Raw genomic sequence first — 14,005 nt, 5'->3', positions numbered from 1 at the left:
CCCCGCTGTCGCATAAAGATAGTACAGCGAAAAATTGCTGTGCAGGGGTTACTTATCGGCCGCTTTAGATTTCTCGGCGCGACGACGACGAACTTCTTTAGGGTCCGACGTCAGCGGGCGGTAAATTTCCACCCTATCACCGCTTTGCAACTCGTGCTCATGGGGCGGCTTTAATCCTTTGGCCCCCAGAGCTTGACCAAAAATGCCCATTTTGGCAGTTTCCAGATCAATTTCCGGGAACACTTTGGTGATACCAGAGCGCTCCGCCGCCTGAAAGGCGGTGGTACCCGGCTCCACCAATACCTCAATAATTTTCTGCTTATCCGGTAAGGCGTAAGCCACCTCAACGGTTATTAAATCCAAATCTGCCATACGGCGCTACCTCTCAACTCTGGCCGTAAACTCGCTCGGCACGGGCACATAACGCCCGCACCTGAGACGCGGCTATCTGTTCAAACATCTTATTCACTGCCATGGCCAGCAGCGGGTTCTTCAAGCTAAATTCCAACTCCAGGGTTACTTTACAGCCCTGTTGCAGCGGCTCGAAACTCCACAGACCGCTGAAACTGCGAAAAGGCCCATCCACCAGCGCCATGGTCATACGATGGGGCGGATGCAACTGATTGCGGGTGGTAAAGCTTTGCGCAATTCCGCCTAACCCCAGAGACAACCGTGCCTGTAACCAGTCGTCACCGCGCTCGAGTACCTGGGCGCTCTGACAACCATCCATATACTCAGGGTAGGCCTCGATATCATTCACCAGTTCAAACATCTGACTGCAACTGTAGCCGACTTCGGCCGAACGCTCTATTTGGTGCCCCACATTTACCCCGCAAACTTATCGAATATACCTAACAAAAACACTACCAGTATCAACACCGGTGAAATATATCGCACCACCGTGTACCAGCGCCCAAACCAGTGGGCGGCGTCCAGTTTCATTTCCCGCCGCAGCGGTACTTTTTTCATAAACCAGCCCACGTATACCGCCATTGCTAGCGCCCCCAGTGGCAGCAACACCTGCTCGGTAATAAACTGGCTAAAATCAAACGGGTTCATACCCGCCACCAGGTCCATATCCGCCCAGCGGTTTAGTGAAAACACCGTGCTTAACCCGAGCACCCAAGCCAGAGAAATAATCAGCAAACTCGCCGCTAAGCGATGAAAACGAAAACGCTCGGTCAGGTAGGCGACGATTGGCTCCAGCAGAGAAATACTGGAGCTCCAGGCCGCCAGAGTAATGAGCAGGAAAAAAACCGCGCCCACCAGCGTGCCCAATGGCATGGAGCCAAACACTATGGGCAGACTTTCGAATAACAAGCCGGGGCCACCGCCGGGTTCAACGCCTGGGCTGGCAAACACAATCGGGAAAATCACCATACCCGCCATCAGCGCCACCAGGGTATCCAGGCAACCCACCGTAGCGACGGTTTTCATTATTGATGTGTTGTGGGGCATATAAGAGCCATAAGCCATAATGGCCCCCATTCCCAAGCTGAGGGTAAAAAAAGCGTGCCCTAGCGCTAACGACAAGCCTTCAAGCGACAGATCGCTGGCGCGGAAGCTGAACAAAAAATTAAGCCCGGCGAGAAAATCCCCAGCGTAGGCGGCGTACCCCAACAACAAGAGCAACAGCACAAACAGCAGTGGCATAAGTATACGCACTGCTGTTTCTAGCCCACGGGTTACCCCGAACATAATAATCAGCGCCGTCATGCACAAAAACGCCGTTTGCCAGCGCACCAACTTGCTGACATCGCCCAACAACGCGCTAAAGGTGCTACTGGCAGTAGGACCATCAATACCCACAAAACCGCCGCGCGCGGCAGTGGTCACATATTCCAGGGTCCAGCCAGCAATGACGCTGTAATAGGACAAAATAATAAAACCCGCCGCCACACCGGCCCAGCCGATCAGCGTCCAGCCCCGGCTGCTGCGAGACTCGCGTACTACCTCGCCCATGGCCAGAATTGGATTGGCACGCCCGCGCCGACCCAGCATGACCTCGGCGGCCATCACCGGCAGACCGATCAGACAAATACAAAAGAGGTACATCAACACAAAGGCACCACCGCCGTTCTCGCCGGCGATATAGGGAAACTTCCAGATATTGCCAAGACCGACTGCCGACCCGGTCGCCGCCAGGATAAAAGTACCCCGGCGCCCCCAAATGGCGTGTTGTTGTGCTCTTTTCACGCTTGTCTCCGACTTCTTGATTGGCTCAACAAGCGATTGTACCCGTAACACACGGCGAGGATAAGAGCGGCGCAGACACCCAGCCGCTTAGTCGTTATAATGCCCGGCCGCACCATTCACCGATTATTGCGATTAATACATGGCGAAAAAACCGAAAAACAAACCCGGCAGCAGCACCATTGCGCTCAATAAAAAAGCCAAATTCGACTACCAGCTGCAAGATCGGCTGGAGGCAGGCATTTCCCTGCTGGGCTGGGAAGTGAAAAGCGCGCGGGCGGGAAAAGTGCAGCTGACCGATACCTATGTCATTTTCCAAAATGGCGAGGCCTGGCTAGTAGGCGCTCAGTTTTCACCGCTACCCACGGTATCGACCCATTTCGTTGCCGAGCCCATGCGCTCGCGCAAACTGTTGATGCACGACCGCGAGCTCAGCAAGTACCAGCAGGCAGCCGAGCAAAAAGGCTACACCGTGGTAGCCACCGCCATTTACTGGAAGCAGCATTTGATCAAGGTTGAAATAGCGCTGGGTAAGGGTAAACAGCTGCACGATAAACGCGAAACCGAAAAAGAGCGCGACTGGAATCGTCAGAAACAACGCCTGTTTCAACACGACCAAAAATAAGAGCCCCCTATGGCACAGACCCGAGGTCAGTTCTCCAGCAAAATCGGCTTTCTCTTGGCCGCGGCGGGCTCTGCGGTGGGGTTGGGCAATATTTGGGGCTTTCCCACCCAGGCCGCCAGCAACGGTGGCGGCGCCTTTTTACTGGTTTACCTGGTCTTGGCGTTTGTTCTGGCCTACCCCGCTCTGATGGCCGAACTGACCATTGGTCGCTACGCGCGGGCTAATGTCATCACGGCTCTAGAAAGCCTGTCAGAAAAGCCTGGGTTGCGCCGTGCAGGCTGGCTTAGCGGTAGCGCTGCGGTGGCGGTAGCCATATTTATTCTGAGCTTTTACGCCATAGTGGCAGGCTGGATGTTGTCGGAGTTTTTAAGCCCGCTGGCGGCCCAGCTCGGGGCTGGCGCAACCGAAAGCTGGCTGGACAGTGCGGGTTTTGCTCGCAATGCATTGGTATGCGCCATCATGTCTGGCCTCACCATCGCCATTATCGCCCGCGGTGTTGAAAAAGGCATTGAGGCCTGGTCAACCCGCCTGATGCCGCTGTTGTTCGCCATCTTACTGGGCTTAATTATCTATGTTCTTACTCAGGCGGGAGCCGGCAGAGGCCTTGCAGCCTATTTGATTCCAACACCGTCGCAACTACTCGACCCCCAGCTTATTCTCAGTGCGCTGGGGCAGGCCTTTTTCTCCCTATCGCTGGGGGTTGGCACCATGCTGATATACGGCTCTTATTTGCGCGACACCGATAATCTGCCGCGCATGGGCGTGTCTGTTACCTTGCTGGACACCGGCTTTGCCTTTACGGCGGGGCTGTTAATCCTGCCCGCCATTTATGTCGCCGACGCCCGGGGTATCGCCGTATTCAATGACACCGGAGGCTTAATTGCAGGGCCAGATTTAATCTTCCAGGTTTTACCCGCGCTGTTCGACACCATGGGCAGCGCCGGGGCCTGGGTTGCCATCGCGTTTTTCGCGCTGATGAGCATCGCTGCACTGACCTCGGCCATCTCCCTGCTGGAAGTACCGGTATCTGTCTGTGTAGAGCGCTGGAAAATCTCCCGTCCACGGGCTGCCTGTCTCTCGGGCGGCGCCATATTCGCAATCAGCCTGCTGATTATCTGGCAATTCGAGGCCCTGTTTAATACCGTTATTACGGTAACCACGGTCTATGGCCAGCCACTTTTAGGGGTTGCTCTGTGCGTATTTGCCGGCTGGGTGATGCAGCGCAATCAACTGCTAAATGAGTTAAGCAAAGGCCACCCGGAAATCGAAAAAACCGTCTTCTGGAAAATCTGGCCTTTTTATGTACGCTTTATTTGCCCGGCGTTAATACTGCTAACGTTTGTGCAGAGTTTGCGATAGTCCTCTCTGCAGCAAAAAACATCTGTTAAAAATTGTACTTTGGCAACCTAACCTGAGATGACTCGCTTACACTGCCGTAATCAAATTAACGCGCGGGAGATCTGGATGAGAATCACAGGCTATATCGGACCGGCCTCAATCGCGGTTTGCTCACTATTGTTAGCCGCATGCGGCGGCGACTCGAATAATGGCGGAAGCTCAAGCTCTGCGGCTGCGCAAATTACCATTTCTACCGAGTCATCAACAGGCGGCACCCTTACCCCTAGCGAGCTAATAATCGACGCGCAAAGCGAAGCAACGCTTGCCGTCACCTCCCATGCAGGTTACCAGCTAGCGTCAATATCCGGTTGCGATGGCGAGCTTAACGGTAGCGACTATGTTATTAGCAGTGTCAATGACGACTGCATGGTGACAGCAGATTTTGAAATAACCCCTCCTACACTCACACTAACCGCGAACCCTGGGCGACAAGTTACCCTGCAATGGAGTAGCACAGGGGCCGCTATCGACGAGTATCGTGTACAACGTTTGGCGCCGGAGCCGGGCACATTTGACACAATCGCCACCTTACCCGCAACGACCCATGAGTACACATTTACCGCCTCGATTGAGAAGACCACCTCTGGCGTTTATAAAGTTCAGGCGTGCATTAATGACACTTGCACCGACTCTAATACCGCCGAGCTAATCGACCAAGCCGCAGGTTTTATAGAGACATTTGCAGTGCCCGCCAGTGATGACGCAAACCACAGTGAGATAATCTTCAGCCAAAATGGTCGTGCCGCCTATATCGTCAACCCCGAAGGTGACTGTCACGGGTGTTATGGCATTGATGTTTACAACAAAACAGACGACCAATGGACTAAGACCGATCGCCTTATTTTACCCGTATCTGAGCGGCTGATTGAAAGCGGGACTACTACACCTACAGTAACAACCTCTGAAAGTGGCGATGTATTGGTAGTAGCGGCTGAGCAACACTCGGTGCAGCTGCCCGATCAAATTGAGCAGAGCCGGCGCGCCGGCGTTATTTACCTTTACAAGAAAACCAACAGCCAATGGAGCGAGCCGCAAATAATTGTCTCGCAGTGGCCAGGAGAATTGCGGCGCTTTGGCGGCTCGGTGGCGCTCTCGGCGGATGGAAAAACCTTAGTGGCCGGCTCGTCGTATGGTGGCCCTGGCGCCTGGTTAGACATCACGCCGCAACCGCCATGGTCGTATTGGTTTAGCACTGAAAAGCTTGAGCTTTGGAGTAATAAAACCGGCGAATGGCAATTTGACCAGGCCATAGATATCGATACCGGAGAGTATTTTGGCGCCGACGCTAAGCTTTCGGACGATGGCAATGTGCTGGTAGCACGATCCAGCGATGAACTAGGTAGTCATCGCGACGCCACAGGCAGCATTCATATTTTCGCCCGAGCAGACAATATCTGGACGCGGCAAAATAGCTTTTCAACCCAACTGGATGAGTCCATCACAAACCCAAACTCTACCTATGGGGCCAATTCGCACCTCAGTGGCGACGGCGAGACACTCTACGTCGAAAGCACAAACTTTCTGCAAAACGACCCCGATCTGATTGAATCTATTGATACTTTTACAAAAACCGATGGCGAGTGGCAATTACTATCGAGTGATATTATCGAAACCAACTCATTACCGCCGGCTCGAACAGTCACAGTCGATGGGCAATTTTATCAAGCACAGGTCGCCGAAACCTGTCCCGCAGATAAGGTCATTTCGATATCAACGAGTAGCGACAGTCATTACATCGAGCTAAGGGAATGGGTTGAAGGACAATGGCACCATCAGATCTGCTTTCAGGCTGAAGGATATGCCCAACACATACAAGCCCTGGAAGACGGAACTATGGTATTAGTGCTTAATCAAAAATCTGAAAATTTTTTATTTTTATTGTTTTAACGTCAAAATACCTAGCCCCTTCGATAAGAAACCCCTGCCCGGTGGGCATATTGATCCCTCGGGTGGTAATAAATTGGTGCGCTGCGTTGTTAGTCCAATTGTAAAGAGCGCTAACATTGGTATCGCCCCAGACCGATATACCGTGACTTTAGTGCATGCTATGCGCATAGTGCCGGCTGGATAAAGAACTCGGCCAGGGCCATCCGGAATTAGAACATACTCTATTCTGGAAAATTTGACCCTCCTATGTGAAGTTTGTCTGTCCGGCATTGACTCGTGACGTTTTTGCAGAGTTTGCGCTGAAAAGATAAGCTTAAAAAAGTCAACACCTGCCAACCCAGACTTAAGAGAGTCCATTCTTTAACCTCTGGCATTAGCCCACTGTTAAAAATTGTACCGGCTAAAGATCTTCTATAAACCGTAATTTACAATTCTCCCTAAAGTTCACTGGAGAATTGTCATGCAAGGAAATCCCGCAGTTACCACAATCCTGAGCTTCGGCTTGCTGCTCATGCTAAGCGCCTGTGGCGGTTCTGAAAATGGCAGCGCCAACTCAGTCGCATCAAGCTCTACCAGTTCAAGTAGCTTAAGCAGCTCAAGCAGCGCGGCTCGACTTGAGGTGACCACAGCGACCTCACTCGGAGGCGCTATAAGCCCCTCAAGCGCTACAGCATTGGAGGGTGACAGACTCCAGTTTGAGGTCATCCCGGCCGAGGGATACCAACTTGGTGAGGTCTCGGGTTGTGCAGGAGTAAGAGAGGACCTCAACTATGTCATCGACTCTCTAACCGGCAATTGCGAAGTAACCGCTCAGTTTGTAATCAGCGAGCCTAGCCTTGAGATGGTGCAAACGGCCCCCCGAGCCTTCTCTTTGCAATGGCAAAACCTGGAGGGATTCCAAGAGTATCGCATAGAGCGTCAAGCAGAGCAGGAGACCGACTTCACACCAGTACAAACATTTACCGGCACTATTGATCACTATGCGTTTAACGCGTCGCTGCGAGAAATCAGTACTGAGCGATATCGGCTGGCCCTGTGTGACGCCCAAGCCTGTGCGCACTCTCAAGCTATAGCGTTGGCAGCTATCGCACAGTGGCCCACTATAAGCGTTGAAGAAATAGGCTTCAGTCCAGAGACACAAGAGTTCTCTGCTGTTAGCGGTGATGGTAATACTGCATTCTTGCTTTATCAGCAACCCGATTGCGTCGAGCCGGGCGCAGACAATAACTGTACTCATGTTCATATTTACACCCTGACGGACGCGCAGTGGGAAAAAACACAACAATTAGCTGTACCTGACATTGCCGTTACGCCATTCAATACAATTGAAACGTCCTACGACGGTTCAGTGCTGGCTATTGGTTTCACAGAATACGACCAGGTTGTTGGAGAATATAGGTTTGGCCCCTTTGTTCGTGACGAAATCGCTGAGAGCATGGGGAAAGTACACGTCTATGAAAAATCCGGTGGCAGCTGGCAGCTAGAAGAAATTCTTTACTCGCAATCGACGGAAAGCTACATCCGCTTTGGAGGATCGCTTGCCGTGTCTCGCGATGGCACTTTGATTCTGGCCAGCTCGATCTACGATTATTTCTACGTGGAGTGGACACCGGCATTTCCCTGGAACAGCAGCGGAATGGTCGAGGCTTGGCAACGCACCGACACAGGCTGGCAGTTAACGGAGACAGTAACGTCTGAGTACGACACCTTTGGGCCTGATGTCGCTATATCTGCCGATGCCTCGGTGATGATCAGTCGCAGCCCCTACAATGAGAACAATCAGGGCGAACTCCATTTTTTTGCACAACAACAAGGTTCAGATGAAAAAACATGGGTGGAAGTTTCAAGCGCAACTGCGCCAATTAACCCAAATCCATCAACCTACCGCCCCTATGGCCAATATTCCTACCTAAGTGGCGACGGAAAAAGTGTTTTTATACTGAATACGACGGCGCTGCCTAGAAATACCGGTGCTGTCGAATCCTTAGATGAATATCACTTTAATGAGGGACAGTGGGAGTTAATCAGTAGCGACATTATCGAAGAAAATAGTTTATCCGAGAGAAGGTTAAGAGTCAGTCAAACTGGAGAACTTTATTATTTTGCCCACGGGCATAGCTGCCCTTCTGACCGGGTTATTGATATCTCCCACGCTACCGGTGAAACCTACAGCAATTGGCAAATATGGGAAAACGGAGAATGGGTGCATCAGCTATGCGTGAGGCACCATTCGCTGGTCGATATACATTTATTAGAGGATGGACGCTTTGCTATGACAACGCGGGCCGAGGAACTGGACATGGACCTCAAACTCACATTATTTTAGAAAGCCCAACACTCAAACCAACCTGGGAGGCTTAAATTTAAGCCTCCCACCTCCAGCTAGCTAGCGCCAGATCAAGCTTTAAAACGCATAAGACAAGCTCACGTTCACGCCGTCGTCCAGGCCTAATTGATAGCCGTTATAATCTTCATCAATACGGGTAACCCACTCTACGCCTAAACGCACACCAGCAAACTGACCGCCGGTAACCACCGTGTTAATACCAATGCCGGCATCGAGAAATTCGCCGCCGTAGTTGGCCTGAATATCGGCGGGGCTGGAATGGTTGTGGGGACCATTGTAATGACCGCTAATGGCATCCTGATCAGACCATTCCAGACGGGCGGATACGCTCATCCAGTCGAGCAGGCGCACCGCGCCCCACGCGGTGGCGGCGTATTTGTCGCCCAGGGCGTAGCCAGAGTCGTTTTCGTCCTCCAGGCGGATCACCGCGCTGCCCTGTAGCCCCCAGTTAAAGTGCCCGACCATGCCGGTGTAGGTGATCGAGGGAGTCAGATCCCAGGTGCCCGAGCCCGGCTGCATACCATAGTGCACAAAGGTACCGTCGGGATTTTTTAAATCCACCTTACCGGTGGGCATATTGATTCCCAGGGTGGTAATAAATTGGTGCGCTGGGTTGTTAGTCCAGTTGTACAGAGCGCTGACGTTGGTATCGCCCCAGTCCGAGATACCGTGACTGTGGTGCATGCTATGCGCATCGTGACCGTCCATGCCGTCCATGCCGTCCATGCCGTCCATGCCGTCCATAGTATGGTGGCCGTGACCGCCCATTCCCGTCATCCCCATGTCCATATCCATACGCATATACATAGGCATTAGCATCAGGGTGAGGTTATCCGTGGGGGCGTACATAATATCCAGCATGATCATTTCCATGGTCATACCGGTGGCCATCATGCTGTAACCCGCCGCGGCCAAATCCGCCGCATTCACCGTTTCGCTGCCGTAGAAGGTATCGCTGTAGCTGGTGCGGATATAGCGGTAGCCGGTCATCACCTCGCCCTTGGCGTGGGTGTGGTCCACCATTACGCCTGCCGGGGCGTGGGACTCGGGCTTGATGGCGGACTCGTGAGCTACAGCGGCGGTTGACGCCAGGGCCAGTGCCGCTGCAGTCCATTGGGTGACGGCAGATCTCATAGGTTTTCTCCGATTCAGATACTGTAAAAAGTGCCCATTGTACGTGTCCATGGAATGCGGCGGGGCACTATAGCTGCGACACATTGTCGCATAAAGTGGGCATGACCAAGCTGTGAGCGGACGCTTGTTTATGCAAGCGCCTCCCCTATGCCCCTCAAGACAAATAACCGATATACTGTGGCAAAGTCACAAAACCAAGGGTTGGAGAAAGACATGTTATTAACTGGATTGAATAAAATTCGCACAGGGTTGATGCCCGCTTCGCTGATAGCGTTGTTGCTGATATTAACCGCCTGCAGCACCGGACCCACGATCCGCAGCGATTATGACCGTAGCGCAGACTTTACCGCTTATAAAACCTTTAATTTTGTCGAGCCACTGGGCACCGATAAGCACGGCTACTCCACCTTGGTGACCTCGCACTTTAAAGCCGCCGCGCGCGAACAAATGGAATCACTGGGTTACAGCTATAGTGAAACTGACCCGGATTTGCTGGTGAATTTTTTCTCAAACACCGAAAACCGCACCGACATTCGCAGTTCTCCTTCAGTGACCGCCTCCTACGGCTACTACGGCTATCGCTCGGGCCTGTACATGGGCTTTCCCATGTACAATGACACCGAAACCGTGCACTACAAGGTAGGCACCCTAAACATCGACGTGGTGGATGCCGACACCAAACAACTGATTTGGGAAGGCATCGCCGAAGGTAAGCTCAGCGACGAGGCCATGGAAAACCCGCGCGCAGCGATTAACAGCGCTGTAACACAAATATTCCAGCGTTACCCCACCCGCGCTGCCGAACAAGAAAGCAAGTAATTTCTACAGGGCGCGGCCTGCCGCGCCCGCAACCACCCACAGTAGACTCCCATGATGTTATTACCACGACTGCAAAAACTGGCATTGATCTTTCTATGCGCCATAATCGCCGCCTGCCAGAGTTCAAATCCACGGCCCGATATCAGCCATCATCGTGTTAAAGACGCAAACTTTAGCCAATACCAAACCTTCTCTCTGACCGAAGAGCCCGAGGTGGTCTTTTTCAGCGAGGCAAGTTCTGACCATTACCGCAAAAGCTTCGATAAAAGCATTATCGAAACTATGGAAGCAAAGGGTTACCAATACCAGCGAAGCGGTGGCGACTTGTACATCAACTACCGGGCCGAAGTCGACAACGAGCTGGATTCATTCAACAACGCTGTACCTATCACGCCCAACCGTATGGGGTACTACCAATCGTGGAGTTCGTGGTACAGCGGACCCTTAACCCAAGAAACCGAAGGCGGCAATACCCGCATTCGCTACACCGGCGCTATTAATATTGATGTAGTGGACTGGTCTGAAAAACGCGCAGTTTGGCAGGGCGTTTACCGGAAAAAGCTAGTGGAAAAAAATGCACAGGAAGCTGAAGCGATGATCAGCAAAGCCGTTAACGACGTTTTACAGAGCCTACCCAAGCGCTAAGCAAAAGTCGTTAAATTATGTTTTCTCACAGGGCGATTCTCGCCCTGTTATTCTCTCAACTTTTATTCCGCAATCATTCAACCGGACAATTAACCCCTACCCTTGCTTCGTTTTTTGACTCCGCAAGCGCGCCAGATAAACACGGCAAGATGAAAAAAATGTGACAACTACGAATAAAAATTAAATTTAAAAAAATAAAAAATTTTTTGTCCCCTTTTGACTTTCTCTCCCCTCTACACAGTCGCAATCTGCTTGCACGGGCCCGGCGCACGCAGACTTCGACAACAGTCTCTTTTTGGGGGAGCACATGAATTCTAAAACGTTTAGCAAGCGAATTATCGCCATGGCCATTGCCACGGCAAGCGCACCAACATTGGCGCAAACCATCAGCGCGCCAGATCCACTGGAAGAAATAATCGTCACAGGCAGCTATTCCAAAAGTTTGCAATCGGCGGTAGCGCTTAAGCGAGATGCCGACAGCGTCGTCGATGCGATTATCGCCGAAGACATTGGTAACTTTCCGGCGCAGAATATTGCCGAAGCATTGCAACGAGTCACCGGTGTTTCCATCGTGCGCGATCGCGGTGAAGGTGTTTATGTTCGCGTGCGCGGGCTGGGCTCAAACTTTCAGGTAACTACCCTGAACAACCGCACCATGGCGGTGAACGAAAATGTCCGCACCTCGGGTCAGTTCGGCCGCCAATTTCGTTACGACACCCTACCGGCAGAACTGGTATCGGCCGTCGAAGTCATTAAAAGCCCCACCGCAGCAATGGATGAAGGCGCCATTGGCGGCACCATCAATGTACAAACCTTTCGCCCGCTGGATTTAGAAGAAAGCCGCTTTAGCGCCTCGGCCGAGGCGAGCTACTCAGAGCTTGCCGATGAAACCGACCCACGCCTGTCGGGCCTTGCTAGCTGGAGCAATAACGACAACACCTTTGGTGTGCTGGTATCCGGCGCCTACGCCGAGCGCAGCGTGCGCCAGGATCGCTCGCTGAACTTCGGCTGGGAAGAAATCCCAGACGGCATAGACACAGACGGTGACGGCGTCAAAGACTCCGGCTCCATCATTGATCCGGGCGGCGTGCGCCCCACCTTGGAATTTGAAGATCGTGAACGCCTGGGGCTGAGCGGCGCGGTGCAGTGGCGCCCTACCGACAATCTGGATATCAACTTCGACGCGCTCTACGTTGACCAAACCGTAAACTACGACGAGTTCACCTACAGCGCCGACTACAACTATGACGAACTAGTACCCGGCTCGGCTATCATTCGCGACGGCGCTCTGGTGGGCGGTACAACCACCAACGGCTCGGTACAAATTGGCCGCGAAAGCTCGGGCATTCACGATGAAAACCTGGCCTTGGGCCTGAACGGTGAACTCACCTTAGAAGACTGGGTGCTGACCGCCGATGTATTTTACTCCACCGCCGACAGCGAAGACGCCGATCCTATCCGCCGCACCCGCTTTCGTCGCACCAGCGGCATCGAGTTCGACTTTTTGTTCCCCAAGGTCGACGGCGAATCTGTGCCGAATATCAGCTACACCAACACCGACCTGAACGATCCCTCCGAGTGGCCCGGCCGCCGTCTGGAATGGCGCACCATCAAGGCCGCCGACGAAGAACAATCGCTGCAATTTGATGCCCAGCGCGAGATCGACTTTTTGGGCTTCAATCAGTTCTCGGCCGGGGTAAAACTGCGCGAGCGCTCGCGCGACTACGACCGCCGCGACATTCGCTTGTACGATGGCATTGAGGGCGTGACCTTTGATGAAAGTTACTTTTTGGACATGCCTGCGGATGATTTCTTAGGGGATGCCTCGGGCAGCTTTCCCCAGACATGGTTGATTCCCAACGAAGACAAGTTCTGGCAGAACTTCCCCAGTGCAGACGATATGGCGGCACCTTTAACCTCGGGCGACTTGCAAAACTCCTATCGCATTGAAGAGAGCATTAACTCGGCTTACGCCATGCTGAACATGAACCAGCTGGTGGGCGATATGGTACTGCGCGGCAACATCGGTGTGCGTGTCTCGCAAACCGAGCAAACCTCATCGGGCCACGCCTCGGTAGATGGCGAAGCCACCCCAGTAAGCTTTGACAGCGACTACACCAATGTGCTGCCGTCGCTAAACCTGGCGCTCGACATTACCGAAGAGCTGACCACTCGCCTGTCGATTGCCAAAGTGATTACCCGCCCAGACCTGCAGGATATGGCCCCGCGTCTGACCTTTAATTCGGGCGACGTTCTCACCGCCACCGGCGGCAACCCCAACCTGGAACCTTTCGAAGCCTGGCAGTACGACGCCACCATCGAGTGGTATCCGGCTGAGGCCACCGCACTGTCGGCAGGGGTTTTCTACAAAGACATCTCCACTTTTATTCAAACCCAGATGTCAGATTTGACCTACAACGGCGAAGTCTATCGACTGACTTCCAAGGTCAATGGCTCGAATGCCGATGTGTCTGGCCTTGAGCTTGCTTATCAGCAGGTATTCACCGCCCTGCCCTCGCCGTTTGACGGCTTAGGCGTTCAGGCCAACTACACCCTTACCGACTCCAATGCCACTTATGTGGACGGCGATTCAGTGATTGAAGGCGATCTCGAAGACGTGGCGAAAAACAGCTACAACCTGACCGCCTTCTACGAGAAAGGCCCTTTTGCCATGCGCTTTAGCTACAGCTGGCGCGATGGAGTGCTCAACCAGATTGGCACCAACTCGCTGTCCACCGAAAACAAAGATGAATTCGGCTCGTTGGACTTCAGCACCTCCTACAACATTACCGAAGACATTGCCGTGTATGTTGAAGGCATTAACCTGACCGGCGAAGTGCAACAAGAGTTTGTCGATGGCGACGAGTTCCGCAGTTACACCGACTATGGTCGCACCTTCGCTCTGGGGGTACGTGGCAGCTTTTAACCGTTTGAACCTTACCAGGGTTCTCCATGGG

General features: G+C 52.9%; 11 protein-coding genes. 7 read left to right on the top strand and 4 right to left on the bottom strand.

Going from position 1 to position 14,005, the window contains the following annotated elements:
* Positions 1-48 precede the first annotated feature (48 nt).
* The 3 genes from NHM04_RS00195 to NHM04_RS00185 are packed head-to-tail and all read right to left on the bottom strand — an operon-like array spanning position 49 to position 2,196.
* Positions 49-372 carry an RnfH family protein gene (locus NHM04_RS00195; protein WP_254265043.1) on the bottom strand — a complete coding sequence of 108 codons (324 nt, stop codon included), beginning with the start codon at positions 370-372 and terminating at the stop codon, positions 49-51.
* Between the two features lie 13 nt (positions 373-385).
* The gene (locus NHM04_RS00190) at positions 386-823 is read right to left on the bottom strand and encodes a type II toxin-antitoxin system RatA family toxin (protein ID WP_254265042.1); all 438 of its coding nucleotides are present in this window, start codon (positions 821-823) and stop codon (positions 386-388) included.
* Between the two features lie 2 nt (positions 824-825).
* Complete coding sequence (locus NHM04_RS00185; protein ID WP_254265041.1) at positions 826-2,196, bottom strand: sodium-dependent transporter; 1,371 nt, start codon at positions 2,194-2,196, stop codon at positions 826-828.
* A gap of 139 nt (positions 2,197-2,335) precedes the next feature.
* On the opposite strand from NHM04_RS00185, the gene smpB reads away from it, so the two are divergent.
* The 4 genes from smpB (at position 2,336) to NHM04_RS00165 (ending at position 8,429) form a co-directional block, all read left to right on the top strand.
* Positions 2,336-2,818 (top strand): SsrA-binding protein SmpB, encoded by a 483-nt coding sequence (gene smpB, locus NHM04_RS00180; protein ID WP_254265040.1) that lies wholly within the window; start codon positions 2,336-2,338, stop codon positions 2,816-2,818.
* A 9-nt stretch (positions 2,819-2,827) separates the two neighbouring features.
* The gene (locus NHM04_RS00175) at positions 2,828-4,177 is read left to right on the top strand and encodes a sodium-dependent transporter (protein WP_254265039.1); all 1,350 of its coding nucleotides are present in this window, start codon (positions 2,828-2,830) and stop codon (positions 4,175-4,177) included.
* A 105-nt stretch (positions 4,178-4,282) separates the two neighbouring features.
* A complete protein-coding gene (locus NHM04_RS00170) occupies positions 4,283-6,103 on the top strand; it encodes a fibronectin type III domain-containing protein (RefSeq protein WP_254265038.1) in 1,821 nt (606 codons plus the stop codon).
* 460 nt (positions 6,104-6,563) lie between these two features.
* Positions 6,564-8,429 carry a hypothetical protein gene (locus tag NHM04_RS00165; protein WP_254265037.1) on the top strand — a complete coding sequence of 622 codons (1,866 nt, stop codon included), beginning with the start codon at positions 6,564-6,566 and terminating at the stop codon, positions 8,427-8,429.
* Between the two features lie 78 nt (positions 8,430-8,507).
* Here NHM04_RS00165 and NHM04_RS00160 read toward each other — a convergent pair whose 3' ends face one another.
* Positions 8,508-9,584 carry a hypothetical protein gene (locus NHM04_RS00160; RefSeq protein WP_254265036.1) on the bottom strand — a complete coding sequence of 359 codons (1,077 nt, stop codon included), beginning with the start codon at positions 9,582-9,584 and terminating at the stop codon, positions 8,508-8,510.
* A gap of 213 nt (positions 9,585-9,797) precedes the next feature.
* On the opposite strand from NHM04_RS00160, the gene NHM04_RS00155 reads away from it, so the two are divergent.
* The 3 genes from NHM04_RS00155 (at position 9,798) to NHM04_RS00145 (ending at position 13,974) form a co-directional block, all read left to right on the top strand.
* On the top strand, positions 9,798-10,403 hold the full coding sequence (locus tag NHM04_RS00155; protein ID WP_254265035.1) for a DUF4136 domain-containing protein: 606 nt from the start codon (positions 9,798-9,800) through the stop codon (positions 10,401-10,403).
* Positions 10,404-10,454: 51 nt separating this feature from the next.
* Positions 10,455-11,048, top strand: a complete 594-nt coding sequence (locus NHM04_RS00150) for a DUF4136 domain-containing protein (protein ID WP_254265034.1) — start codon at positions 10,455-10,457, stop codon at positions 11,046-11,048.
* A 307-nt stretch (positions 11,049-11,355) separates the two neighbouring features.
* The gene (locus tag NHM04_RS00145; protein ID WP_254265033.1) at positions 11,356-13,974 is read left to right on the top strand and encodes a TonB-dependent receptor; all 2,619 of its coding nucleotides are present in this window, start codon (positions 11,356-11,358) and stop codon (positions 13,972-13,974) included.
* Positions 13,975-14,005 lie beyond the last annotated feature (31 nt).

The sequence above is a fragment of the Gilvimarinus sp. DA14 genome, from assembly GCF_024204685.1.
Taxonomy (GTDB): domain Bacteria; phylum Pseudomonadota; class Gammaproteobacteria; order Pseudomonadales; family Cellvibrionaceae; genus Gilvimarinus.
The sequence above is the reverse complement of the archived record's forward strand: the minus strand, read 5'-3'. Positions and strand labels throughout refer to the sequence as shown.